At 54.0% G+C, this 23,951-nt stretch carries 23 protein-coding genes; 11 read left to right on the top strand and 12 right to left on the bottom strand.

Going from position 1 to position 23,951, the window contains the following annotated elements:
- Nucleotides 1-147: 147 nt before the first annotated feature.
- The 3 genes from ACSV5M_RS11475 to ACSV5M_RS11465 all read right to left on the bottom strand — a co-directional run bounded on the left by ACSV5M_RS11475 (nucleotide 148) and on the right by ACSV5M_RS11465 (nucleotide 2,129).
- Nucleotides 148-975 carry an SDR family oxidoreductase gene (locus ACSV5M_RS11475; RefSeq protein WP_439176332.1) on the bottom strand — a complete coding sequence of 276 codons (828 nt, stop codon included), beginning with the start codon at nucleotides 973-975 and terminating at the stop codon, nucleotides 148-150.
- A gap of 42 nt (nucleotides 976-1,017) precedes the next feature.
- Entirely contained in the window at nucleotides 1,018-1,140 is a 123-nt protein-coding gene (locus ACSV5M_RS11470; protein ID WP_439176331.1) for a hypothetical protein, read from the bottom strand.
- A 200-nt stretch (nucleotides 1,141-1,340) separates the two neighbouring features.
- Nucleotides 1,341-2,129 carry an enoyl-CoA hydratase gene (locus ACSV5M_RS11465; protein WP_439176330.1) on the bottom strand — a complete coding sequence of 263 codons (789 nt, stop codon included), beginning with the start codon at nucleotides 2,127-2,129 and terminating at the stop codon, nucleotides 1,341-1,343.
- Between the two features lie 152 nt (nucleotides 2,130-2,281).
- On the opposite strand from ACSV5M_RS11465, the gene argS reads away from it, so the two are divergent.
- Entirely contained in the window at nucleotides 2,282-4,021 is a 1,740-nt protein-coding gene (gene argS, locus ACSV5M_RS11460; RefSeq protein ID WP_439176329.1) for an arginine--tRNA ligase, read from the top strand.
- A 129-nt stretch (nucleotides 4,022-4,150) separates the two neighbouring features.
- Nucleotides 4,151-5,068, top strand: coding sequence for a hypothetical protein (locus ACSV5M_RS11455; protein ID WP_439176328.1), 918 nt, complete (start codon nucleotides 4,151-4,153; stop codon nucleotides 5,066-5,068).
- 3 nt (nucleotides 5,069-5,071) lie between these two features.
- Here the strand turns inward: ACSV5M_RS11455 and ACSV5M_RS11450 are convergent, their stop codons facing one another.
- The 3 genes from ACSV5M_RS11450 to ACSV5M_RS11440 are packed head-to-tail and all read right to left on the bottom strand — an operon-like array spanning nucleotide 5,072 to nucleotide 8,775.
- Nucleotides 5,072-5,392 (bottom strand): YqcC family protein, encoded by a 321-nt coding sequence (locus ACSV5M_RS11450; protein WP_439176327.1) that lies wholly within the window; start codon nucleotides 5,390-5,392, stop codon nucleotides 5,072-5,074.
- 47 nt (nucleotides 5,393-5,439) lie between these two features.
- Nucleotides 5,440-7,566: an ATP-dependent DNA helicase DinG gene (gene dinG, locus ACSV5M_RS11445; protein WP_439176326.1), complete on the bottom strand. Its 2,127-nt coding sequence runs from the start codon at nucleotides 7,564-7,566 to the stop codon at nucleotides 5,440-5,442.
- A 57-nt stretch (nucleotides 7,567-7,623) separates the two neighbouring features.
- Nucleotides 7,624-8,775 carry a 1-acyl-sn-glycerol-3-phosphate acyltransferase gene (locus ACSV5M_RS11440; RefSeq protein ID WP_439176325.1) on the bottom strand — a complete coding sequence of 384 codons (1,152 nt, stop codon included), beginning with the start codon at nucleotides 8,773-8,775 and terminating at the stop codon, nucleotides 7,624-7,626.
- A 115-nt stretch (nucleotides 8,776-8,890) separates the two neighbouring features.
- Here ACSV5M_RS11440 and ACSV5M_RS11435 point away from each other — a divergent pair, with 115 nt between their 5' ends.
- Together ACSV5M_RS11435 and ACSV5M_RS11430 are read left to right on the top strand one after the other, a co-directional pair.
- A complete protein-coding gene (locus tag ACSV5M_RS11435) occupies nucleotides 8,891-9,325 on the top strand; it encodes a YchJ family protein (protein WP_439176324.1) in 435 nt (144 codons plus the stop codon).
- A 206-nt stretch (nucleotides 9,326-9,531) separates the two neighbouring features.
- Nucleotides 9,532-10,812 (top strand): diguanylate cyclase, encoded by a 1,281-nt coding sequence (locus ACSV5M_RS11430; protein WP_439176323.1) that lies wholly within the window; start codon nucleotides 9,532-9,534, stop codon nucleotides 10,810-10,812.
- Between the two features lie 51 nt (nucleotides 10,813-10,863).
- Here the strand turns inward: ACSV5M_RS11430 and ACSV5M_RS11425 are convergent, their stop codons facing one another.
- Nucleotides 10,864-11,886 (bottom strand): aspartate carbamoyltransferase, encoded by a 1,023-nt coding sequence (locus ACSV5M_RS11425; RefSeq protein ID WP_439176322.1) that lies wholly within the window; start codon nucleotides 11,884-11,886, stop codon nucleotides 10,864-10,866.
- Between the two features lie 275 nt (nucleotides 11,887-12,161).
- Between ACSV5M_RS11425 and ACSV5M_RS11420 the strand changes: the two genes are divergently transcribed.
- Nucleotides 12,162-13,082, top strand: a complete 921-nt coding sequence (locus ACSV5M_RS11420; RefSeq protein WP_439176321.1) for a DUF2971 domain-containing protein — start codon at nucleotides 12,162-12,164, stop codon at nucleotides 13,080-13,082.
- A gap of 3 nt (nucleotides 13,083-13,085) precedes the next feature.
- Here ACSV5M_RS11420 and ACSV5M_RS11415 read toward each other — a convergent pair whose 3' ends face one another.
- From ACSV5M_RS11415 to ACSV5M_RS11405, 3 genes are all read right to left on the bottom strand, one after another.
- The gene (locus ACSV5M_RS11415; RefSeq protein ID WP_439176320.1) at nucleotides 13,086-14,252 is read right to left on the bottom strand and encodes a glycerol-3-phosphate dehydrogenase/oxidase; all 1,167 of its coding nucleotides are present in this window, start codon (nucleotides 14,250-14,252) and stop codon (nucleotides 13,086-13,088) included.
- Nucleotides 14,253-14,269: 17 nt separating this feature from the next.
- Nucleotides 14,270-15,748, bottom strand: a complete 1,479-nt coding sequence (locus ACSV5M_RS11410) for an FGGY family carbohydrate kinase (RefSeq protein WP_439176319.1) — start codon at nucleotides 15,746-15,748, stop codon at nucleotides 14,270-14,272.
- A 113-nt stretch (nucleotides 15,749-15,861) separates the two neighbouring features.
- Entirely contained in the window at nucleotides 15,862-16,200 is a 339-nt protein-coding gene (locus ACSV5M_RS11405) for a DUF1820 family protein (protein WP_087468651.1), read from the bottom strand.
- A gap of 205 nt (nucleotides 16,201-16,405) precedes the next feature.
- On the opposite strand from ACSV5M_RS11405, the gene miaB reads away from it, so the two are divergent.
- The 6 genes from miaB to lnt all read left to right on the top strand — a co-directional run bounded on the left by miaB (nucleotide 16,406) and on the right by lnt (nucleotide 23,057).
- Nucleotides 16,406-17,776, top strand: a complete 1,371-nt coding sequence (gene miaB / locus ACSV5M_RS11400; RefSeq protein WP_439176318.1) for a tRNA (N6-isopentenyl adenosine(37)-C2)-methylthiotransferase MiaB — start codon at nucleotides 16,406-16,408, stop codon at nucleotides 17,774-17,776.
- Nucleotides 17,777-17,882: 106 nt separating this feature from the next.
- A complete protein-coding gene (locus ACSV5M_RS11395) occupies nucleotides 17,883-18,845 on the top strand; it encodes a lysylphosphatidylglycerol synthase domain-containing protein (RefSeq protein ID WP_439176317.1) in 963 nt (320 codons plus the stop codon).
- A gap of 135 nt (nucleotides 18,846-18,980) precedes the next feature.
- Nucleotides 18,981-20,036, top strand: a complete 1,056-nt coding sequence (locus ACSV5M_RS11390; protein ID WP_439176316.1) for a PhoH family protein — start codon at nucleotides 18,981-18,983, stop codon at nucleotides 20,034-20,036.
- A 5-nt stretch (nucleotides 20,037-20,041) separates the two neighbouring features.
- Complete coding sequence (gene ybeY / locus ACSV5M_RS11385) at nucleotides 20,042-20,512, top strand: rRNA maturation RNase YbeY (protein WP_439176315.1); 471 nt, start codon at nucleotides 20,042-20,044, stop codon at nucleotides 20,510-20,512.
- Between the two features lie 43 nt (nucleotides 20,513-20,555).
- Nucleotides 20,556-21,425, top strand: a complete 870-nt coding sequence (locus tag ACSV5M_RS11380; protein WP_439176314.1) for an HlyC/CorC family transporter — start codon at nucleotides 20,556-20,558, stop codon at nucleotides 21,423-21,425.
- Between the two features lie 69 nt (nucleotides 21,426-21,494).
- On the top strand, nucleotides 21,495-23,057 hold the full coding sequence (gene lnt / locus ACSV5M_RS11375) for an apolipoprotein N-acyltransferase (protein ID WP_439176313.1): 1,563 nt from the start codon (nucleotides 21,495-21,497) through the stop codon (nucleotides 23,055-23,057).
- 18 nt (nucleotides 23,058-23,075) lie between these two features.
- Here the strand turns inward: lnt and ACSV5M_RS11370 are convergent, their stop codons facing one another.
- Together ACSV5M_RS11370 and ACSV5M_RS11365 are read right to left on the bottom strand one after the other, a co-directional pair.
- Nucleotides 23,076-23,531, bottom strand: coding sequence for a hypothetical protein (locus tag ACSV5M_RS11370; RefSeq protein WP_439176312.1), 456 nt, complete (start codon nucleotides 23,529-23,531; stop codon nucleotides 23,076-23,078).
- Nucleotides 23,532-23,550: 19 nt separating this feature from the next.
- Entirely contained in the window at nucleotides 23,551-23,937 is a 387-nt protein-coding gene (locus ACSV5M_RS11365) for a hypothetical protein (protein ID WP_439176311.1), read from the bottom strand.
- Between the last annotated feature and the right edge of the window lie 14 nt (nucleotides 23,938-23,951).

Genomic DNA, 23,951 nt, shown 5'->3' with positions numbered 1-23,951 from the left:
AATACATCCCTGTAGCTCCTTCAAGTCGTCCCTGACTTGAAGGTTTCGAAACAAAAGGCCTAACGCCAAACTCGCATAGGATTAAGCTGGAGTATTAATTTTTAGAATCTGTTATCAAAAATCAATTCGATTAATTTTTGAAACTTTCTAGTTTTTCCCTTTCGGTGAGTTCTTCATCATCTCTCCCAAACCCGCCCCTACCATCGCTACCCCACCCTGCACCCAACCGCCGTCCACCGGCACAATGGCCCCGGTAATGTAGCTCGCCATATCTGATGCAAGAAACAAACAGGCATTAGCAATGTCTTCCGGCGTGCCCATCCGTTTTAGAGGAACGGAATTCACCACGGCGTGACGTACAGCTTCCGTGGGTGCGAGGCGTTTCATACCTTCGGTGCCATCGATGGGGCCGGGGATGACGGAGTTGATGCGGATACCTTCGCCACCCCATTCCAGCGCGAGTGTGCGGGTAATCATATCGACACCGGCTTTGGCGGCGCAGACGTGGGATTGTGCGGGCATGGGAATAATGGCTTGAGGGGCGGAGATGTTGATGATGGCCGCGCCGGGTTTTTGCAGGTAGGGATAAACCGCTTGCATAACATGGAAGGTGCCGAGTAAATCTATTTCTATAACGGAGCGAAAACCATTTGCGGACATGCCCGTTGCTAATGCAGGAAAATTTCCAGCGGCGCCGGAAATGACGACGGAAAAATCGCCCCAGGCTTGGTGAATGGCAGCAACGCCTTGTTGCAAGGCTCCAGCTTCGCGCACATCCGCTGCAAATCCCATGGCGTCTGCCGCGCCGAGTTTTTTTAACGCCGCTATTGTGTCATCAACTTTTTCCTGCGAACGGCTGGCAACGGCAACCTTCGCACCCGCCTGCGCAAATGCCTCAGCGATACCGCGATTAATGCCGCTGGTACCGCCGATGACTACGACCACTTTTCCTGCATAATCAAATAATAAACTCATGACTTGTCCCGTATGCTAGCCATGGTCAAACGGGATAACACATTATTCGTGGACGCAGCTGACATAAACGCCAGCGGTGTTTTCACAATCGGTTGTCCAGCCGTATACGACAACTGCACCGGTCAATAACACCACGCTGAATAAAATCGCCTTGAAAATTTTCATAACCACCACCTCCGTTCAGGATCATCTATTCCTGTTACTAAGACAGTGTTTACCGACGCTTATTCAGGTTGTTTCGCTCTAATGTTTTGCAATCCCAATTTGAACCATGACACAAAATTGTTGTTGTTTCAGGCTTATCTGTTGGTTACCCAACATAGCCCAACGTTTTACATCGTTTTATTCATTAACAGTGCATTGCTTTATTCAAAACGCGAAAAATCCGGTGTACGTTTTTCGAAGAAAGCCATCACCGCTTCTTTGCATTCTTCGGAGCCTAAACCTTCCGCAAATCCAATAAATTCTGCGGCGATGGCGGCATCAACGGCGGGCAGTTGGGTTTGTTTTAATAAGGCTTTGGTGCGCCGTACAGCGGCGGGCGGTTTTTGCGCAAGTCGTTGAGCCTTGACGTTCACCAGGTCATCGAGTTCCGCATCCTTCACAACGCCGGTAATCATATTCCATTGCAAGGCTTGCGCCGCTGTGAAGGGTTCGCCCAGCAGTAACAGTTCGCTGGCTTTCACGTGACCGAGCATGGAGGGCAATAAATAACTGGCTGCATATTCCGGACACAAACCGAGATTGACAAAAGGCATTTGCAAGCGTGCGTTATCCGCGGCGTACACAAGATCGCAGTGCAGCAACATAGTTGTGCCGATGCCAATGGCCGGGCCACGCACAGCAGCGATGACCGGTTTGGCAGCGTGCTGCAGCGCGCGCATAAAACGCACTACGGAATGGTTTTCGTGAATCTCCGGCTCGTTCATAAAATCCACCAGATCGTTGCCGCTGGTGAAACATTCGCCGGCACCGGTAATGATGATGACGCGCACATCGCCGCTGGCATCCGCCTGATGCAACACATTGGCCGCTGCTGCATACATGGCCAGGGATAAAGCATTTTTTCGCTCGGGTCGATTGAACCGCAGCGTGAGTACTCGCTCGTGCAGATTAACGTCCAGTTGGGGGCAGTCACTGGTAATGCTGGTCATAAAAACTCCCTGAACTTTATGATGATGAAGTAAGAGTATAGCCAGTCGTGCGCCAGCATTGGGCGATGCGGCCGCAAAACAGGTAGATGACACCTTCCAAGTGCCACAGGTACAATTCCGCCCTTGTTTCTTTTGCTGACACCCGGGATGCTATGAATATCCGCGAATTATTGAACCACAAAGTCCACCAGGCCATGCAGGCGTGTGGCATTCCCCCTGAACTCCCCGCATTGATCGCACCCGGTAAAAAGGCCGGCTTTGGCGATTATCAGGCGAATGGCGCGATGGGCGCCGCCAAGGTGATGGGCACCAATCCCCGTGAGCTGGCGGCACGCATCGTGGCAGAGCTGAAATTGGACGATATCGCCGCCAAGGTGGAGATCGCGGGGCCCGGCTTTATCAATATTGATCTCAAACCCGAATGGCTGGGCCAACTCTTGTCGCAGGCCGAAGCCGACCCGCGTTTGAAAGTCATGCCTACCGATACACCGCAGACAGTCGTCATTGATTATTCCGGCCCAAACCTCGCCAAGGAAATGCATGTGGGCCACCTGCGGTCCACCATCATTGGTGATGCCCTGGCGCGGCTGCTGGAATTTCAGGGCCACACCGTGATTCGGCAGAATCATGTGGGCGATTGGGGCACCCAGTTCGGGATGCTAATCGCTGAGCTGGAAGAGCAGTTGGGCCATGATCGCGAAGCCGACATGGCGCTGAAAGACCTGGAAGTGTTTTACCAGCAAGCCAAGAAACATTTCGATGAAGACGAAGCCTTTGCCCGCAAAGCGCGCGACTATGTGGTGCGCCTGCAATCCGGCGATGCCGATATCCTGAAACTCTGGCAAGAATTCAAAACCGTATCCCTGCATCACAGTACCGAAATTTATGAGCAGCTGAATGTCACCCTTACCGACGCCGATGTGCGCGGCGAAAGTTTTTACAACGCCGACCTGGCACCTTTGGTAAAAACATTACAGGAACAAGGTCTGGCCGTGGAAAGCGAGGGAGCCCAGGTTGTCTTCCTGCCGGAACTGGCCGACAAAGACGGCAATCCATCACCCGTAATTATCCAGAAACAGGGCGGCGGTTTTCTCTACGCCACGACCGATCTCGCCGCCCTGCGCTATCGCGTGAAGCACCTGCACGCCTCACGCATCATGTACTTCATCGACGCGCGCCAGTCCTTGCATATGCAACAGGTATTCACCATCGCGCGCAAGGCAGGTTTTGTCGGGGATGATGTGAGCCTGGAGCATCTGGCCTTCGGCACCATGATGGGCGCCGATGGCAAACCGTTCAAAACCCGTACCGGCGGCACGGTTAAACTGGCAGAACTCTTGACCGAGGCCGTCGAACGCGCCGCCGTGTTGGTAAAAGAAAAAGATCCGGCGCTTGATGAAACAGAGATAACTGAAATTGCCCGCAAGGTCGGGATCGGCGCCGTAAAATATGCCGACCTGAGTAAGACACGCACCAACGATTATATTTTCAACTGGGATGCCATGCTCAGTTTTGACGGCAACACTGCGCCATACTTGCAATACGCCTACACCCGCGTGCAGAGTATCTTCCGCAAGGCGGGCGTTGAACCGGCGTCACTGACTGGCGACATTCTTGTCGGTACTGAGCAGGAAAAAGTCCTCGGCATCAAGCTGCTGCAATTCAGCGAAGTACTGGACCAGGTCGCGCGGGAAGCACTGCCGCATTTGTTGTGCACTTACCTGTACGAAATCGCCAGTTTGTATATGAGTTTCTACGAAGCCTGTCCGATTTTAAAAGAAGGTGTAGAGCCGGATGTACGCAACAGTCGCCTGCGGCTGTGCCACCTGGTTGCCCAAACCCTTGAGAAAGGTTTGGATTTACTGGGTATTGAGGTGATGGAAAAGATGTAGAAGCCATCTCAAAAATCAGCTGGCGAGACTCAGGCAAGACATTATAAAAACGAGAGCGAAAAACCGGAGCAGGCCTAATAATAATTTCCTGCTCCGCGATAAAATCAACCAACCCGAGAGTAGGCAACCATGAAGATCATCATTGGTGTACTGGCTCTGGCGCTGGCCGTTCTGGGCCTGCGCTATGTCGATTTATATCTGGATAATGCTGCACTGAAAGATGAGCTGGTGCGCAAGGAACAGCTGCACAACCAACAGCTGGAAGAACAAAAACAGGATTATCTGCGACAAATCGAAAACCTCGAACAGTTTCTGGTGTTTAACCACAACACCAATACCTCAACCAAGCCCGGCCAACTCGCTCAGGCTGCGCCACAAAAAATGGTAGACGGCAGCACCAGCCTGCAATCCTTTGCCGAGATCCGCGATTCCAGCCTGACCCGCGCAGTCGATCAAAAGTATTCCATTATCTTTCCCGGCCTTTCACTGCCCCATGAAGATGAAGAGAAATTTCGCCAATTACTAGTGGATCGCGAACGGGTATTGGGTACCAGCACCGTGGGCTATCATTCCAGCCAACAGGAAATCGAAGACAGTATTCGCCAGCAACAGGCATTGCTGGCGGAGATTGACGGACGCATCGCAGACCTGCTCGGGCCTGAGGAAGCGCAACAATATGAATTGCTCAAAGATTCCAGCTACGAACAACATCAGATGAACAGTTTCTATGAACAGTTAGGTGGCCGGGGCACCCTCAGTCAGGATAATCAGCGCGCGTTACTGATGGCCAAACTGGAACAGAAACAGCAGTTTACTAGCCAATTGCAGGAAGCCACGGCGTATCTGAATAACGCATCGGCGGCGGAGCGCAACAACGCTGAGAAAAAAATGCAGGAAGCGTTGGAGCGATACAAGGAGAATTATCTGCGCGAAGCGCGCTCATTCTTGACCGATGAACAATTCAACGCACTCAGCGAATACGAACAAATGCAATTTGAAGAGATGTGGAGCAGTCTTGAGGCCGGTTGGCGGGCGCAAGCGCAGTGATGCTCAGCGGGTCAGGAGCACATCAATACGCCGCAGGTGACTGATCAGGTTTTCACTGTTCAAGCCCATGGGTTGGAAATATTCCTCTGCCATAGGGGCAACGCCACAATTGTCCGGCAGGGCAGCACGCGCTTCAATCAAGTCGTATAAACGCGGAATAAAAATAAACTGTAACCACTGCGGAAAGTTCAGCGTATCCACCGCAAAAGGCTGTACGCTGGCCAGGGCATCTGCCGATGGAGATTCTCTTTCCCACAAGCGCAATTCGCGCAATTCTTTTTCAAGGTCAATCAGAATGTCAGCCAGGGCGATATGTTGGCTCATTGGATTCTCCCGTCGTTGATTCACCGGAACCAGTGATTCTCTGAAATTTAGCGGTGCACGACCTGTGTAAACGGTGGTAAGGAATTCAATATGGCTTTGCCATAACGTTTGGTGATGATGCGCCGGTCCAGCAAGGTGATCTTGCCGGTGTCGGTTTCTGTGCGCAATAAACGGCCACACGCCTGCACCAGTTTTAACGACGCATCCGGCACAGTGATTTCCATAAACGGATTGCCGCCGCGCGCTTCTACCCATTCAGATAAGGAGGCTTCAATCGGATCATCCGGCACGGCGAACGGCAACTTGGCGATAACCACATGACGACAGTAATCACCCGGCAAATCCACACCTTCTGCAAAACTGGCCAGTCCGAATAACACACTGCCCTCTCCGGCATCAATGCGCTTGCGGTGTTGCACCAACATTTCCTGCTTGGAGCTGTCGCCTTGCAACAGGATGCGTTCACGCCAACTTTCCGGCAATTCCTCATACACATCCAACATCTGGCGGCGCGAGGCGAATAACACCAGCGTCGCTTCATCTTTGTCGAGTAATGCCGGTAAATGTTCAATCAAGGATAAGGTGTGTACATCCGCATTGCTGGCATCCACTGCGCAGGCCGGAATTTCCAGCGTCGCGCGGGAAAAATCAAACGGGCTCGGCACCACCTGGTAATTGCCGTCTGCCGGTGTTCCGGCGCGCATGCGGTAGCGGTCAAAACGACCCAATGCGGTAATGGTGGCCGAGGTCACCACCGCACCGCAGCATTTTTCCCACAAACTGTATTCCAGGGTGCGCGCGGCCAGGATGGGGCTGGAGCAGACTTCGATATCCATCGAGCCGGTGTGATCCACCGGCGTCAACCACCGTGCCTTGGGCACGCTATTGGCATTGTCCGGCGCCGCATAGCTGGCCCAGAGTTCGCGGTTGGCTTCGGCGCGCGCCTGCCAGGTGCCCACCACCGGAAAATGATTTTCCAGATCAATCTTGGGTATCGGGCAATGCGGATCTTCCATTGCATCGCTTAGCTCGTCACTCATCTTTGACAGCAGTTCGGACAAGCGGCTGAAGCTGCGTTGCAACTCCACCGCCGGTATCAATAACTCCTGGGGAATAACACCGTTGGGAAAACGGTAGTGGGACTGCCGATCATCAAAGGCAATGCTTTGCGCGAGCATCTCCAGTTGCGGATAAATGCGATCCAGCTCCTGCTTACAATCCATCAGTGCCGCCGGCAATTGCTCTGCATAGCGGTCCACATTCCCTGCACCGCTGATGTTGCCCAACATGGTGCCCAGCGCTTTATTGCATTGGTCCAGCCATTTACTGGTAGACAACACGCGGCTGTGATGGGAGAAATGTGAGAGCGCTTTTTGCGGCAGGTGATGACCTTCATCAAATACATAAATGCTATCGGCGGGATCGGGCAGGATTGCACCACCGCCCAAGGCCAGATCCGCCAGCACCAGATCGTGATTGGTCACAATACAATCCACGTTGTGCAGGGAATCCCGCGCGCGAAAAAAACTGCAGGAGGACACGTTGGAACACCGCCGCCCGGTGCACTGCCGGTGGTCCGTGGTAATGATTTGCCACTCGTTTTGTTCCAGCGCCTGGGGCCAGGTATCGCGCTCGCCATTCCAGCGATTACCCGCCAGGGCGTCCATCATGGACTGATACAACTTGATCGCCTGCGCATTGATGCTGGGCAATTCATCTTCATATAAGGCGCGGGTGGGATTCATGCCGCTTTCGTATTCATTAAGCAAATTATCCAGCTTGCTCAAACACAAATAACGCCCACGCCCTTTCGCCAGCGCAAAATTAAAAGCCAAGCCGCTGTGACGCAGCAGCTCGGGCAAATCCTTGTGGACAATCTGTTCCTGCAAGGCAACAGTCGCGGTGGACACCACCAGTTTTTTACCCATCGCCTTGGCAATGGCAATCGCCGGCAAAAGATACGCAACGGTTTTACCGGTACCGGTTCCCGCCTCGACCACACACACGTGTCCGGAGTTGGTACGGCGATTTTCGTCATCCAGTGTAATGGCACCGAGGGTCCGGGCAATTTCGGCAATCATCAGCTTTTGTCCGTAACGCGACTTCATGCCTTTGCTCTCCAGAAACTGGCTGTAAGCGCGCTGGATCTGTTGCTTGAGCTGGTCGGTTAACATGCGTTAGGCCAAAAGTTGAGAGATGCAATCGTCACGGGATGTGACGCGCGATAAACATTAATCCTGCAATTTACTTAGCACCGGGTTGGCGTACATGGCCAATACCAGCTCGCGATACTCTGCCGGAATTGCCTGCATCCGTAATTCAAATTGCTGACGTTGTTCCGCGAGTTTTTCCGGCACAAACGGAATATTTTTTTCCGTGTAATTTACCTTTGGCGGGGTGCCGTGCAACATGTGATAGGCAAAGCAGTTGCTGCTGTGCAGTACATAGTTGCTGAGTACCTGGCGATCAATCTCCGCCACCACTTCATCGGCGTCCATATAATCTGCACTTAACACTTCACCAAACGCGACGTGCACATGACCTTTTTGCCCGGCAATACCCATGGCAATACTTTTCACATCTTCGTGTTGTTCTTTTTGATAGCTGCCACTGGTGCGCTGGTGATATAACTCGCGCGCCTTGGCAGCATCGCAGGGATCAAATTCGTAAGAAATGGACACCGGCACAATGTGCAATTCTTTGACATAGTCATTGAACTCCTGGGTCTTGGGGCGGTTGATGGTCAGCATACCGATCACAGCAGAATTGGTTTTGTCGTGTCCGTCTTTGGCACGCCCTTCGCGCTGCGCAATCCAGATATTACTGTTCTCGTTGACGATAGAGTGATAGATATAGGCCGACAGATGTTTTGCCGCCTTTAACTTTTCGCGCGGTGCTTTGGCTGAACGATTGACAATAAAACTTTTATTCAGGCGCATCAGATCCGACACATAAGGCTTGGTCAGCAGATTGTCGCCGATAGCAATGCGCAGGGTATTGCAATCAGAGTGATACAAGGACCAATTCACAAAAGCCGGGTCCATGGCGATGTCCCGGTGATTGCTGATAAACAAATACGCCTGTTGTGGGTTCAATCGCTCCAGGCCGGACACAGTCAACCCGGAGGTGGTGCTGTGAATCATGCGCGCCATGTATTTTTCCACTACATCCTGGAAACCGCGTACGGAATTCACCCCGGCCAGTTGTTTGACCAGTGCGCGCTTTACCAAAGGTCGCAGCAAGCCGCCGGCCCAGGGATTCAGGCGCGGAAATTTCAGGCGTGTCACTGCATCAATCAATTCAGGATCAGCGAGGATACGGTCCAGTGTGGGGCGAACTTCGTCGTCATGATAGGGGCGGATATCGTCAAATTCTGTGGTCATGAAGAGCAATCACTTAAGTAACAGGCATGGAAGATTTTCAGTGCCAAAAAATCCGTAGCATTACGCAGAGTCTTGGACAAAAATAGCCGCACAACATACCGAAAAGAGGTGGAAAATGCCACAGGCGAATGACCCGATTCCCGTTGCCGCGCACGGCCAATCCTGCCCGTGTGGCAGCGGCTCCACACTGGGCGACTGTTGCCTGCCCAGACTGACCGGTGAGCGCCCGCCACGGACCGCCGAACAGCTGATGCGCTCCCGTTATACTGCCCACGTGTTCTTGCAAATTGATTATTTGTGGCAAACCTGGAGTCCTGATCAACGACAACGCAGCAATCCCGAACAAATCCGCGCCTGGGCAGCCAGTTGTGAATGGCTGGGGCTGCAAATCATGGCGACGGAGGCTGGCCAGGAAAATGACAGCGCCGGCCTGGTCAGTTTTGTCGCCCTCTATCGGCACGACGGTAACTTTCAACAACATCATGAAATCTCGCTATTTCGCCAGGTCATGGGCCGTTGGTTCTATGTCGACCATCAGCCAGCTGAATGAGTCGCCATTGTGGATGTGACCCAGCCTACGCTATGGCTATAAACCAATCACGGGGCGGTCGGGATTATCGACTGATTGCCCGCCGCCTAAGATAAAGCGCATCGATAAGTGCTATGCGGCAACAAAAAGCGACTAGACTTAGGGCACATAAAAGCCGGTGCTGTCATTGCACTCTGGTATCTCTATTTGGGTAGAAGTCGATATTCATGAAGATCCTGTTGGTCGAAGACAGCGCGACCTTGCGCCACGCCATGAGTCATTACATCACCGATGCGGGCCACACGCCGTTGATTGCCCGCAGCGGCGAGGAAGCCTTGCAGCTGTTGGAAGACACACCGGTGGACATGATCATCATGGACGTGGAGATGCCCGGACTGAATGGTTTTGAAACGACCCGCCTGATCCGCGAGTGGCTTGGCGGCCACTGGATTCCCATCATTTTTGTCACCGGCCGCAATGAAGACGAAAGCTACCGCGAAGGTATCGAGGCCGGCGGCGATGACTATCTGATCAAACCCGTCAGTTACATGATCATCAAGGCCAAAATCCGTGCAATGGAGCGGATCGCCGAGATGCGCGACCAGTTAAACCGCCTCAATGCCGAACTTGAAGCGCTCAGCCAACTGGACAGCCTGACCCAGATCTACAACCGCCGCACCTTTACCGAACAGGCAGAACAACAGTGGCTGGTGGCGACCCGCCAGCAACAACCGGTCAGCGCACTGATGATTGACGTAGACCATTTCAAATTGTTCAACGATCACTACGGCCACCCGGCTGGCGATGCCTGTCTTAAAAAGATCACCCAGGCAATCAAAAGCTGTTTGCGACGGCCGCTGGATCTTTTGGGCCGCTACGGAGGCGAAGAATTTATCGTGCTACTGCCCGAAACCGACAGCGTAGGAGCCTTTCGGGTCGCGGGATCAATCAACAAAGCCGTCGAGGCACTGGGCCTGCCCCACGACGTGTCGCCCACCTGCCCGGTGGCGACCGTCAGTATCGGCGGCGCCACCTGTACACGCACAGCGGGCCACAGCCTGGAAGAGCTAATCAAATGCGCCGACCGCGCGCTTTATAAAGCCAAGCGCAGTGGCCGGAATCGTGCGCTGGTGGATGAGGTCGTGATCCACAAAACCGTGTTGATCGTGGACAGCGAGGCGGATGATCTGCGCCGCGTCACCAGCATCCTGCAACAGCATTGCAATATCCTGACAGCGGAAGCCCTGGATGAAGGATTGGAGATTGCCTTTGATGTGCGCCCCGACGTGATCCTGATTGATGCGGGTACCGCTGCCGAGGATGATCACCGTTTTTGCCGCCACCTCGCCCGCAGCGATAAAACCGTTGTAATCCCGGTGGTGTTGATGCTCGATGAGGATGTACCGGAGGGGCCTGTGCCGGACAGGTTTATCGGTATCCGCGAGTCCCTGCGCAAACCTCTCACCGAAAAAAACCTGCTCAATAAGATCCAGCAGTTGATGTCGTAAGGCGGTGCTGGGGACGGTACTCACCGCCGTACTGATTATTGCTGATGCATATCACCCCTGATGCGTGCGCAGCGCGTTATACCAGCCCACATCCCGCGCACTCTTGTCCACCTGATCCACCACGTCCAATACCAGCGCAAACAACGCCATACGCACCAGCACGCCGTTATCCGCCTGCCGAAAGATGGCCAGGTTGGGGTTTTGGTTCAGGTCGTTGTCCAACTCATTGGCATCCGCCCGCGAATCCCGCGGCAAGGGATGCATGATGACCGTGTTGGGTTCGCAGTATTGGGTGTAGATGGATTGGTTAAGGCGGAAACGCCCGCGATAAAGGTCGGCTTCTTCCTTACTGGAAAAACGCTCCTCCTGAATGCGGGTAGAGTAAGCAATGTCCACCTTGGAGATACTCTGCGGCAAGTCATCGGTTACCACGACGCTGTGCCCTACCTTGCGCAATTCTTCCACCAGGTATTCCGGCATCGCCAGTTCGCGCGGTGACACCAGGGTGACTTGCACCTTGTCGAACAGGCACAGGAGTTTGCACAGTGAGTGGACCGTTCGGCCATGCTTAAGGTCGCCGATCATCGCAATGCGCAAACCGTCCAGTCCGCGCCCTCTGGAACGCAGCTCTTTGCGAATGGTATAGAGATCCAACAATGCCTGGGTGGGATGTTCATTGGCACCATCCCCCCCATTGATGACCGGTACACGGCTGGCTTGCGCGAACTCAGCCACCGAACCGGCCTGTGGATGGCGCATACAAATGACGTCGCTGTAACCCGATAACACGCGTGCGGTGTCATACAGGGATTCACCCTTGGTGATGGACGAACTCTCAAAGCCGGTCGTCTCGCGCACCTCACCACCCAGCAGGTTAAATGCGCAACCGAAACTGATACGCGTGCGGGTACTGGCTTCAAAGAACATATTGCCGAGGATGGCGCCCTCCAGCACCCGCGTCATCCGCCGGCGCAGAGCGTAGGGCTCCATGGCGTCCGCCACGTCGAAAACGCGCTGGATATCTGCACGTTCAAATTGTTCGATGGAAAGAATGTGGGCGCCGGTAAAGTTCACGAATGGTCCTCAGTAATGATCCGCACAGTGGCGGTTAAGACAATGGATGGGGCAGTTGTACGATATAAAAAGCAGCCTGGTGACAACCCGGTAAATGCGGCTATTCTAACGGCACCGCCATCAATGGGAAATTGTTTATCCAGTGAGTTTGAAGATTTTGGACTTTACTGCTGTAATCAAACCAGATCTTGAGCGCCAGCGGCCGGTAGTTATAGACCAGTAAGGGCGAGTCATTACCGCAACATCAATAATAATTGTCACCGATAGGACCCAACGTGTTCGAATACCCGGAAACCTTGTCCAAATTCTGCACAGCCGAGACGGCAACCAGGATACTCACGTCCCACACTCTGCGCTGGAGTTCACCGCATTTGTTTGGCGACCCGTTTGAGTTGGATCATCGCACCGGGTTGAGTTTTGATCCGCATCTTTTGCTTAATGAAGTGGTGCGCACCACCATCGCTATGATTTTTTCCCCCAGCGCGCCCCACGGTAATTCACCCTTGATGAACGGCATCCGCCGCTGGCGTGATGACGGTCGGTTTGAAACGCCCGCCGAGGCCGAAGCGTCCGCCGCCTTGATGGAGTTGTTGTCGAAGATGGTGGACCAACGCCAGGCTGATATTGATATCCTGATGGCCGACTGGCGACACTTTACCCGTCACCTGCGCATCTGCAGCTTTAGCGCCAAGCCGGATAACCTGGCCTGCTGGCAACGGCATGCCGACAACCATCGCGGTGCCGTGATTCGCTTTCACGTTCACGAACTGGGCATTAATCCGGATGCAGCAGATGCCGTGCGGCCGATAGAGTACCGCCAGATCCGCCCCGAAATCACGACCATTAAAGAACAACTGAATGCCGCCATTTACGCCGAGAAACCGGATCTGCAAGCGGGCTTCCTCGATAAATTATTGTGCAAATCCAGCATCGCCAGCAGCGAACAGGAATGGCGTTGCTTCTACCACGCCCTGACGGAGCCCAGCAGTAAAAGCAACAACGATATGGATTGGTTTGATGATCGATCCTTTTTGAGTAAAGCGGTCAGTGCGATCTATCTCGGGGCCTATATGTCGGTGGAAGACAAAAAAGTGCTGCTGGATATGCAGAGGGAATATTATCCCAATGCCAAAATTCTTCAGGCGCAACCTGTGCACGGCAAATATGATGTTGAGTTCGTCAAGGTTGCGCGTTAGGCACTATTCCGGATAGAGCGGCAACTGCGCAGTATCGGCGCGTGCCTGTCGCTCCGGCAGGGCCGCGTGCACGCGGTCGAGGGCCATCTGAGCGGTTGGCCGATAGGTTGTTAATTTCCCGCCCATCAGCGATAACACACGCGGGCATTCCGCATTATCCACATCCAGCAATACTTCGCGCGGCCGAAAAAATGCGCTCTTTTCACTGCGCGGCAATACCCGCAATCCGGCAAAGCCCGTAACCGGTACACCGGAAAGATCCAGTGCTGGGAAATAGTGTTTCAGGGTATGCAGTAGATAGGCTTTTTCACTGTCAAGACAACGCGCCGCTTCGGGTGCGCCATGATGAATGGTTTCTGTGGTGCCGATCAGCAATTGTTGTTTCCAGGGCAATACAAAAATAGCGCGCTTATCCTGTGGTGCCTCCAGATAAAAATATTGATCCAGCAAGGGTGGCAGCAACAGGTGGCTGCCCTGCACCAGTTCCACCGCCGGCAAGTGGTGGGCGGGCGTAACACGGGCTAACACATCCAGGGCCCAGGGACCGCTGCAATTCATCAGCACATTCGCGGTTACTGTTTGCTGCTGCCCCTGAAATTCATAATCAATCTCGCAGTGCTTATCCTGCACCCGGGCAGCCACAAACCGGGCAGGAATAAGTACCTCGGCACCGAGCGATTGGGCAGAGCGCAATACCGCCGCCGTCAAGGCCGCATCATCTGTTTGTGCTTCGTAATAGCGAAATACCTCGCGCAAGCCGTCCTGTTTCAAGCCGGTCAAACTATCCCATTCCTGTTGCGGCAGGCTGCGAAAGTGAGCGGTGTTACTCAGGCCGGCGAGTACGGAATACAAACTTAAACCAGCACGGATGGTCAGCGGGGAGCGCTTGGAATCCTGGTAGATCGGAATGTGGAGGGGTTGTAACTTGACCAGATCAGGCGCGAGTTTTAATAACAATGCCCGCTCGCGCAGACTCTCGCGCACCAGGCCGAATTGAGCACTTTCCAGGTAGCGTAAACCACCGTGAATGAGTTTGGATGATTTGCTGGACGTGCCAGCGGCAATCGCCTGTTGCTCAAGCACCAGCACCGAATAACCCGCCGCCGTTGCCGCTTGCGCAACACCCGCGCCCTGAATCCCTGCGCCGATGACTACTACATCGTAATGCATAAAAAAATCCTGTTCATTTAGTGTAAATTGCCCAACCAGACCTGCACGGCATCTTGCCAATGGATAAATCGCTCGTGCAGTAAAGGGTTGTGCCGGGGAACAAAGGTGTCGTCATCATATTGGGGCCGCCATTGTTCAGGCATGCCTGCGGTGGTAAAAGCAACGCCTTGCAAGGTTGCATCGGTGTTATCGCTACGGTGCACCGTCACGCCGGTTAAATCTGCCAATCGTTGACACACCTCATCCGCCCGGCTCAAACCGCCGCTAATGTAAATACGTTTTGCTGGCCCCAAGGATTGCATCAACCGAAAATTTACCAGCAACTGGAACAACACACTCTCCAGCCAGGTTTGAATTTTTTCCACAGGTGTCAATGCATCGCTGAAGCGAGAAGTCAGGTCCGTTCGCCAGTAAGGTGCGCTCAAACCGCCAACGGCATTTAAAAAACAGGCATCGCTTTTGGTTAACGGCGTTGCCAGGGCTGAGTCGATAGTCGCCGGCGTGATAGCCATACCGATATCCTTTTGCAGCCAGTCGATAGCCGCTGCCGCACCGTTAACTGTCGCTTCCCAGGCATAAAGCCGCGCGGCGGATGTATGACCGGGATCAGGGAGCCAGAGTGGACTGACCAATAACCCGGCCGGTGCTTCACATTGCCCCGCCACGCGCTGAATAAACGCACCGGTACCGATATTGATATAACACGCATCTGCCTCTGGCATACCGCGCGCAAATAAGGATGCGCCCTGGTCGCGCTGGCAGGTGTTTAGCGGAACATCCTGACCATCCAATCGCAGTCGACCCACCACGCTGTTGTGCCAGACACAAGTGGGGAGGGTCGCTTTATCAATGTGAAAGATATCCAACAGCTCCTGATCCCAATCATTCGTGGAGAGATTCCACAACAAGGTGCGTTGCGCGTGACCGGGATCAATCGCAGTACGGTCCTTGTTATCGCGCAACAGATTGCGAAACAGGTAACTGGCGATGGGGCCAATCATTAATTGGCGGGAGGCCGTAGCGGATTTGACAGCATCAATGTGATCAAGGCACCAGCGCATCTTGCTCGCACCGTAATGCGGTGAAATACGAATACCCGTGCGCTGCTGCACTGCGTGTTGCGATAACGGAAAATCCTGCAACAGGCTTTCTGCACGCCGGTCCTGCCAACTTAATACCGGCGATAACGCCGCGCCGGTTGCAGATTGCCAACACAGCAAAGACGATCCCTGTCCGGCGAAACCGGCGGCGATCACCGATGCAGGGTTTTTCCTCAACACCTGCTCAATCTGTTCGAGGCATTCACGGATGCCCGCAAGAATCTCCCCGCCGTCCTGCTCCACATGGACCTGCCGGTGCTCATCGGTATAAGTGCGGGTCGCGCAGGGTGCGGAGAACATACATACCCGCTCGCCGGTATGCCGATAGAGTGCCACCCGGCTGCTTTGGCCGCCCTGGTCAATCGCCAGAACCAGTGAATTGCAAGGAACAACCATGTAAAATTCCGCCGACCAATACGCCGTGAGCATACTCTTTATCGAGGCGCAAAAAAAAGCGGCCCGTTCTGAAAAGACCGGGCCGCCCGCTAGCCAGTATGACAAAGAAAGACTTATTCCCCTGAGCCGGGGTTCGGTATAAAACCGCCGTAGGGAAACTGGGCAACCTTGTCACTGCCCTTGAACTCACTGATCTTGGCTGAGCCCTCTTTTTCCACTTCATCAATGCGCACGATGGCATGCATGGGGATATAAGAGCGCTTTACGCCCGCGAACTCATTCTTCAAACGCTCTTCCGCCGGATCAACCAGCAATTGGCTGCGCTCGCCAAAGACAAATTCCTCAACCTCGATAAAACCATACATCTCGCTCTGGTAAATCGCCCGGGCAAAGACTTCGTAGACCTGCCCCTGATTGAGGAAAATGACCTTGTAAGTGGGTTTAACTGCCATATAACTCTCTGACTCTTTGTTGCAGATAGCTGAAAATCAGCCACTCATATGAAGGGCGCGAAGGATAGCATATTCTGTCAATGGCTCACGCAGATTCTTGTGGACAAACCGTCCAACGCGCTTCTACTACTATAGGCTTTACCCCCCAAGGCCGCTATAATGCGCGCCCGAGTTTTCTGCGTAATTTTTGATCAGGTTTACTGCCATGACCACCACTGAAACCACAACCAAGAAGCTGTATATCAAAACCCACGGTTGTCAGATGAACGAGTATGACTCTTCGCGCATGCGCGATCTGCTGGGGGAGTCGCACAACATGGTGGCGACGGAAAACCCGGAAGATGCGGATGTGATCCTGATCAATACCTGCTCCATCCGCGAAAAAGCCCAGGAAAAATTGTTCCATGAGCTGGGCCGGTGGAAGCAGCTAAAAAAGAAGAATCCCAACCTGGTGATTGGCGTCGGCGGCTGTGTCGCCAGCCAGGAAGGCGCCGCTATTGCCGAACGGGCACCTTATGTTGACCTGATCTTCGGCCCGCAAACCCTGCACCGCCTGCCGGAAATGATGGAAACCAAGCGCGAAAACGGCGCCGTCGTGGTGGATATCAGCTTCCCCGAAATTGAAAAGTTCGACCGCCTGCCCCAACCCGATGCGGACGGCGTCAGCGCCTTTGTATCGATCATGGAGGGCTGCTCCAAGTACTGCACCTTCTGCGTGGTGCCTTACACCCGTGGCGAAGAAGTCAGTCGTCCGGTGGCGGACGTCATGGCCGAGATCGTCCATCTGGCGGGCCAGGGTGTGCGCGAAGTCAATTTACTCGGCCAGAACGTCAATGCCTATCGCGGTGCCGGCAAAGACGGCACGGTGGTCGATCTTGCGGAATTGATTACCTATGTAGCGGCGGTTGAGGGTATTGATCGTATCCGCTTCACCACATCCCACCCGGTGGAATTCAGTGATGCGCTGATTGATGTCTACAACGAGGTGCCGGAGCTAGTCAGCCACTTGCATCTTCCGGTTCAAAGCGGCTCTGACCGTATCCTTATGGCGATGAAGCGCGGCCATACGGCGCTGGAATATAAATCCAAGCTGCGCCGCCTGAAGAAAATTCGCCCTAACATCAGTTTCTCGTCCGACTTTATTATCGGTTTCCCCGGCGAGACGGATGCAGACTTCGAAGCAACCATGAAGCTTATCCACGATATGGACTTCGATACCTCCTTCAGTTTTATCTATAGCCCGCGTCCCGGTACCCCGGCAGCAGACTTGCCGGATGACACGCCGGAAGAGGTGAAAAAACAACGCCTGCAAATCCTGCAAGACCGACTGATTCAACAGGCTATGGGTATCAGCAGACGGATGGTCGGCAATACAGAGCGCATACTGGTAACCGGGTATTCGCGCAAAGACCCCGGCCAATTGTGCGGCCGCACGGAAAACAACCGCGTGGTGAACTTCCGTTGCGATAATCCGGCCTTGATCGGTAAGTTTGCGGATATCCTGATCGAGGAAGCGCTGCCCAATTCATTGCGCGGTACCTTGATCAGTTCGGAGCTTGACGCTGATTGGTGCTGAAGCGCTCACTGTCTATTGCTAGCATCGCCGATATACCGCTTCACACCAGACTCAACTATGCGCTCCGGTAAAAGTCCCGGCAGCGTTTGATTAGGTAAGGAACTGCATGATGAGGTTGAACAAGGACTACGTGTGGCCGATTATTGGACTGGCTGCGGTAGGATTTTCGGCTTGGTTGTTGTTCCATCAGCTGCGCGACATCTCTTTTGACGATATCGTCGACAGCCTCAATGCAATCCCTTTCAGTGGCTGGCTGTTGTCAGCCCTCGCCACGCTCCTCGCCTATGCCGCCCTCGCTGGCTATGACCGGCTCGCGTTGATGCACCTGCGCAAAAAAATCTCCTGGGGTTATATCGCGGCGGCTTCCTTCACAGCTTATGCGATTGGCCATAACATCGGCGCCTCGGTGTTTTCCGGGGCGGTCGTGCGCTATCGGGCTTACACGGCCAAGGGGCTCAGCGGTGCAGACGTTGGCGTGCTGGTAGCCTTTTGTTCGTTTACCTTTACCCTGGGCTCCATCCTATTGGGCGGCATCGTATTGCTGATCGAACCCCGGCTGCTTAACCGATTTTTTGAAGACCTGGCGCTGTGGGTGCCGATTGCCAGCGGTGTGGCAATGCTGGCTGCCACCGGACTCTATGTGGTCGGCAGCAGTCTGCGCCTCAAGTCCCTGCGTATCCGCAACTTTCGCTTGCAGTACCCGCGCTTACCCATAGTGGTACGCCAACTGATCATTGGTCCGCTGGAGCTGATTGGTGCGGCAGCCATTATTTACTTTGCGCTGCCTGCCGCCAGCAACCCCGGTTTCCTGCTGGTATTGGGCATCTTCCTGGCCTCCTTCTCCGCCGCGCTGGTTTCCCACGCGCCGGGTGGGCTTGGGGTGCTGGAAGTGGTCTTCCTGCTGGCGCTGCCGGATGTGAACCCCGCCGATGTGATAGCCGCGCTGCTGGTCTTCCGGTTGTTTTACCTGTTGATTCCCTTCGCTTTATCGCTGGTGATCGTGTTGTTGTTCGAGCACGACCAATGGCTCCAGCGATGGCGCCTGGCTCGCAAACCACCGGCAGACTAGGCCAGGTCTCTATAACCGAAGGTTAGTAAAAAAGTGTTGGAAAGAATCAATTGGCCGATAAAGAGGCTTTTACCCGCTCCGGGAATGGTTTAGTCTTTAGCCGTGTACAGTCAAAAGAGCCTCGACTCCCCATTGATGAATAGCCATGTAGTTACCAGCCCCGACGCTATCACCCGTCAGTTGACCTTGGAACCGGATGATAGCCGACGCCTCGCCAATCTCTGCGGTCAGTTCGGCCAACACCTGCGCCAGATCGAACAACGCCTGAATGTGGAAATCCGCAACCGCGGCAATGAGTTTGCCCTGGTTGGTGAAACACATCCCACCCAGGCCGCCGCTGAGTTATTACGCCACCTTTACCGAGAAACCGATAATGTCGAGCTGACGCCGGACGAGATTCATCTCGCCCTGCAAACCTCCGGCATAGAGGCCCTTATGGAACAATTGAATACCCCTTACGACGCTGATACCACCGACACTGCCACGGAACAGGATAACGAGGACACCAGCGCCGGTATTACCTTGATCCGTACCAAGAAGTGCACGATCAAACCGCGCGGCCTGAACCAGCAGCGCTATGTGCGCGCTGTGCAAAATAACGATATTAACTTTGGTATCGGCCCGGCCGGTACCGGCAAAACCTACCTTGCCGTCGCCTGTGCGGTTGAGGCCCTGTTAAAGGACGAAGTGGAGCGAATCTTACTGGTTCGTCCCGCAGTAGAAGCCGGAGAAAAGCTGGGCTTTCTGCCGGGTGACCTCGCGCAAAAGGTCGACCCTTACTTGCGCCCCCTCTACGATGCGCTGTTCGAGATGCTGGGCTTTGAGACGGTTGGCAAGTTGATGGAGCGCGGCGTCATTGAGGTCGCACCACTGGCCTTTATGCGGGGCCGCACGCTCAACAACTCCTTTGTTATCCTTGACGAGAGCCAGAACACCACGCGGGAACAAATGAAGATGTTCCTTACCCGTATCGGGTTCGGCACCACAGCGGTCATCACCGGTGACCCCACCCAGATCGACTTGCCGCGGGGCCAGCAATCCGGGTTACGTCATGCGATCGAAGTGCTTGAAAATGTGGCGGGTATCAGCTTTACCCACTTCAACTCCAAAGACGTGGTGCGCCATCCCCTGGTACAACGTATTGTCGAGGCTTACGATCAATTCGAGCAGAAACCGGGCATAACCAGCTGATTATCATGGCCACTCACGTTGATATTGATGTTGCCAGCAGCAGCACCCGGATTCCCGTCACCGAACACATTGAACATTGGATCAGCACTGCCCTGGCGGCAGTGCCTGATCTGGACCGTTCCACGTCCGAAGTTAGTGTTTACATTGTGGATGAGGCAGAAAGCCAGGAACTGAACCTGCGCTATCGCCAACAAGACAAACCCACCAATGTGCTCTCTTTCCCTGCCGACATTCCCCCCGAATTAAATCTTCCGTTATTGGGGGATCTCGTAATCTGTGCCCCGGTCGTAGAACGTGAGGCGGTCGAGCAGCGTAAAACCCTGGAGGCCCACTGGGCTCATATGGTGGTTCACGGGACCTTGCATTTGTTGGGGTATGACCATATAACCGACCCCGAGGCAGAGGAAATGGAAGGCCTGGAAACACACATCCTGACGGGCATGGGTTTTCCGGCACCTTACGAACTACACGAATAACAACCCTCACAGAATCATTTTTCTATCACAGGAAAGCATTACCATGTCGGACGATCCCACGAGTAGCAGCGTTCAGCGCCAAGCAGACCGCATTGAAAAGCAAGACCGGTCCTGGCTGGACAAACTGCTCCACGCCTTTAGCGCTGAACCTAAATCCCGCGAAGAATTACTGGACATCATTAAGGATGCCGCCAATAACCAGTTGTTGGATCAGGAAGCCTTGAGCATCATTGAAGGCGCCATGGATGTGTCCTCCCTGCAGGCCCGTGAAATCATGGTGCCGCGCTCGCAAATCGTCGCTGTGCGCATTGACGATACGCCTCAGGAATTTTTACCCAAGATTATCGAATCCGGTCACTCGCGCTTCCCGGTAATCGGTGAATCTGCCGATGACATTCGCGGCATTCTGTTGGCCAAAGATTTGTTGCGCCTGCTGCTGGATAACCAGCAGGATTTCAACCTGGAAAATATTCTGCGCCCAGCCAATATCATTCCCGAAAGCAAACGCGTGAATGTGCTGCTGCGTGAATTCCGCGAGAAGCGTTATCACATGGCGTTGGTGATTGATGAGTACGGCGGTATTTCCGGTCTGCTCACCATTGAAGATATTCTGGAAGAAATTGTCGGGGATATCGAAGATGAAACCGATGAAGAAGTCAGCGATGATTTCATCAAGCGCGTCGGCGAAACCGACTATATCGTTAAAGCGCTCACCCCCATCGAGGAATTCAACGAGTTTTTTGGTTCGGGCTTGAGCGAAGATGACTTCGACACTATTGGCGGTATCCTGATGCAGGAGTTCGGCCATCTGCCCAAGCGCAACGAGGTGGCGACGATCGATAACTTCCAGTTCCGGGTGCTCTATGCAGACAACCGACAAATACATCTGCTAAGGTTGACCGTCAACAAATAGCAACAATCCCGCCTCTCCCGGCGGGATTTTTTTAGCAGCCCTTTTAATCTCTGCGACGACTTTTCCTACATGACTGTCTCACCCTTCGTATCGCGCCTGCAAACCCTGCCCGGCTGGCTCGCCGGCATCCTGGCTGTGGTTGCCGGCACCCTGATTCCGCTCAGCCTCGCCCCTTTTCAACTCTGGCCACTGGGTATCGGCGGCATGGCGCTCCTGGCCTTACTGCTTGAACAAGGTTCACTGGCCCAGGTTTTCAAGCGCGCCTGGTTTTTTGGTGTTGGCTTGTATGGTGTGGGGGTGTCGTGGATTTATGTAAGCATCCACGATTTTGGCGGCGCCTCGCCGTTGCTGGCGGGCTTTTTGACGCTGCTGTTTGTTTGTTTTATGGCCTTGATGTTCAGCCTGCCCTTCTATCTTTACGGGCGTTGGTTCAGCCGCTGGCGCTGGAGTTTATTGCTGGCCTTTCCCGCGACTTGGCTTTTGGGTGAATGCTTTCGCTACTGGTTCCTGACTGGCTTTCCCTGGTTGTACAGTGGCTATGCGCATTTGCACACCCCGTTATCCGGTTGGGCGCCGGTGATCGGCGTGATCGGCCTGGGTTTTCTCTGCGCGTTAACAGCGGGCGTCATCGCTCAATTACTTTGGCAATGGCGTCAGCGCGCGGTGGCGCTGCTCGGAAGTGTGGTGGTTGTCCTCTGGCTGGCCGGATTTGCGCTGAAAGATGTGGCCTGGACTCATTTGGACGATAAGCCGATTAACGTCGCCATGGTTCAGCCAAACATCTCACAGGACATCAAATGGAGTGCTGCTTTTGTCGAGCCTACGCTGGATTTGCTGCGCACCATGACGGAAGACCTTTGGCAGAATGATTGGGTTATCTGGCCGGAAGCAGCCATTCCCCTCACTTACCACCAGGCCCTGCCTTTTTTAAACGAAATGAATGACCGCGCCACTGAAGAAGGCACAGGCTTAATGACCGGCATCATCTACGATAACCCGCGGGATGATAATTACTACAACTCGATTGCCGGGTTCGGTGATGCCATGGGGATCTACCATAAACGCCGCCTGGTGCCGTTTGGTGAATACGTGCCGCTCGAAGACTGGCTGCGCGGTTTGATCCACTTCTTTGATTTGCCGACCTCCATCATCGCGTTTGGCCCGATGGAGCAACGGGGAATCCAGATCGGCCAGGTCGCCGTTTCACCGTCGGTTTGTTATGAATTGGTGTACCCGGATTTAGTCGCTTTCAGCGCGCGGGATGCGCAGGTGTTGCTGACCATCAGTAACCTGGGCTGGTTCGGCGATTCCATCGGGCCCTTGCAGTTTATGGAGATGGCGCAGATGCGCGCCCTGGAAACCGGCCGTTACCTGGTGTACAGCACCAATAACGGCAGCAGTGCGTTTATCGATGAGAAGGGTCGCATCATCAACTTCAGCAAGGCCTTCTCCACCGAAACCCTGAGCGGACAGGTTTACGCCGCTGAGGGTATGACGCCTTTTATGCGGTGGGGCAGCTTGCCTCTTGCCATTCTGAGCCTGGTACTGTTGGTTGGCATTCGCGTTTTACGCGGGAAAACGCCTGCCGATCAGGCAGGCATTCTGGATGGGATTGATAACACGAAAGTTTAGGGCCTGTGTGAACAGGCCCTAATAACCTGCCGCCGGAGAAATCTCCTGCGGCTCGGTCGGCCTGGCCAGATTGCGTGTCTGGCCATAGGTGATGGGAACGACCGTTGCCTTGGCAATCCAGTCCTGCAACCGCTTGCCTTCATCCAGATTGTTCAGCATGACAAATTTATAATTCACCAACGCCATGTCATTCCACACGATATCAAAGCGACCAAACAGGCTGCCTTGCTGGGGATGATAAACGTGGCGATAAAATTGTGTGCTGGTGGGATGCAAATCCAGTCGCCGCGTCAACTGCGCGAGATAGGTGGCAGCGTTGCGTGAGATAGAACTGCTTGCGTTGTTTTGTCTATCCGCCATAAAAACCGCAACAGTCCCGGCCAGTGCAAGGACTTTTACATCTACACCCACCTCCACATTGTCCCGGTCGAGCAACAACATGGCAGTCATCTTCGGTAAGCAATTGGTTTTCATAGCGCTCAATTTTTGTTGTTTAGGTGGCCGCAGCCTTCAGTTGATCGTGGGGATCGAGCAAACGCATCAATTGTTGTCGTTGCACAGGTGAGGTCACTAACTCACCTCTTCCTGACAAGGGTGTGGTGCCCACCCACTCAAAACGCCAGCGCCACAGGCTTTGCTCATCGGCGGCGCTGCGCAATTCCACCAATTCAAAATGCTTCGTGTCAAGTTGAAAACGATGCAATAACTGAAACGCGAAATGGTCGGCATTTTTTCCCACAAAACTCGACGCCTGCTGGCTCAACGCGGTAACAAAAACGTAATCGCGCAGCTCTGTGGGTATATGGGTAACGCCCAGGAAAACCTTTTGACCGAGGCGGTTGTCGAGTTCCAGCCGGGTAAAACAGGCGTGATGCTGCATGGGGGAATGACCTT

Source organism: Cellvibrio sp. ARAG 10.3 (genome assembly GCF_051846955.1).
Taxonomy (GTDB): Bacteria; Pseudomonadota; Gammaproteobacteria; order Pseudomonadales; family Cellvibrionaceae; genus Cellvibrio.
The sequence above is the reverse complement of the archived record's forward strand: the minus strand, read 5'-3'. Positions and strand labels throughout refer to the sequence as shown.

Coding starts and splice junctions, on each gene's coding strand:
- ACSV5M_RS11475 (WP_439176332.1), bottom strand. CDS start 975: ATGAGTTTATTATTTGATTATGCAGGAAAAGTGGTCGTAGTCATCGGC.
- ACSV5M_RS11470 (WP_439176331.1), bottom strand. CDS start 1,140: ATGAAAATTTTCAAGGCGATTTTATTCAGCGTGGTGTTATTGACCGGT.
- ACSV5M_RS11465 (WP_439176330.1), bottom strand. CDS start 2,129: ATGACCAGCATTACCAGTGACTGCCCCCAACTGGACGTTAATCTGCAC.
- argS (WP_439176329.1), top strand. CDS start 2,282: ATGAATATCCGCGAATTATTGAACCACAAAGTCCACCAGGCCATGCAG.
- ACSV5M_RS11455 (WP_439176328.1), top strand. CDS start 4,151: ATGAAGATCATCATTGGTGTACTGGCTCTGGCGCTGGCCGTTCTGGGC.
- ACSV5M_RS11450 (WP_439176327.1), bottom strand. CDS start 5,392: ATGAGCCAACATATCGCCCTGGCTGACATTCTGATTGACCTTGAAAAA.
- dinG (WP_439176326.1), bottom strand. CDS start 7,566: ATGTTAACCGACCAGCTCAAGCAACAGATCCAGCGCGCTTACAGCCAG.
- ACSV5M_RS11440 (WP_439176325.1), bottom strand. CDS start 8,775: ATGACCACAGAATTTGACGATATCCGCCCCTATCATGACGACGAAGTT.
- ACSV5M_RS11435 (WP_439176324.1), top strand. CDS start 8,891: ATGCCACAGGCGAATGACCCGATTCCCGTTGCCGCGCACGGCCAATCC.
- ACSV5M_RS11430 (WP_439176323.1), top strand. CDS start 9,532: ATGAAGATCCTGTTGGTCGAAGACAGCGCGACCTTGCGCCACGCCATG.
- ACSV5M_RS11415 (WP_439176320.1), bottom strand. CDS start 14,252: ATGCATTACGATGTAGTAGTCATCGGCGCAGGGATTCAGGGCGCGGGT.
- ACSV5M_RS11410 (WP_439176319.1), bottom strand. CDS start 15,748: ATGGTTGTTCCTTGCAATTCACTGGTTCTGGCGATTGACCAGGGCGGC.
- ACSV5M_RS11405 (WP_087468651.1), bottom strand. CDS start 16,200: ATGGCAGTTAAACCCACTTACAAGGTCATTTTCCTCAATCAGGGGCAG.
- miaB (WP_439176318.1), top strand. CDS start 16,406: ATGACCACCACTGAAACCACAACCAAGAAGCTGTATATCAAAACCCAC.
- ACSV5M_RS11395 (WP_439176317.1), top strand. CDS start 17,883: ATGATGAGGTTGAACAAGGACTACGTGTGGCCGATTATTGGACTGGCT.
- ACSV5M_RS11390 (WP_439176316.1), top strand. CDS start 18,981: ATGAATAGCCATGTAGTTACCAGCCCCGACGCTATCACCCGTCAGTTG.
- ybeY (WP_439176315.1), top strand. CDS start 20,042: ATGGCCACTCACGTTGATATTGATGTTGCCAGCAGCAGCACCCGGATT.
- ACSV5M_RS11380 (WP_439176314.1), top strand. CDS start 20,556: ATGTCGGACGATCCCACGAGTAGCAGCGTTCAGCGCCAAGCAGACCGC.
- lnt (WP_439176313.1), top strand. CDS start 21,495: ATGACTGTCTCACCCTTCGTATCGCGCCTGCAAACCCTGCCCGGCTGG.
- ACSV5M_RS11370 (WP_439176312.1), bottom strand. CDS start 23,531: ATGAAAACCAATTGCTTACCGAAGATGACTGCCATGTTGTTGCTCGAC.
- ACSV5M_RS11365 (WP_439176311.1), bottom strand. CDS start 23,937: ATGCAGCATCACGCCTGTTTTACCCGGCTGGAACTCGACAACCGCCTC.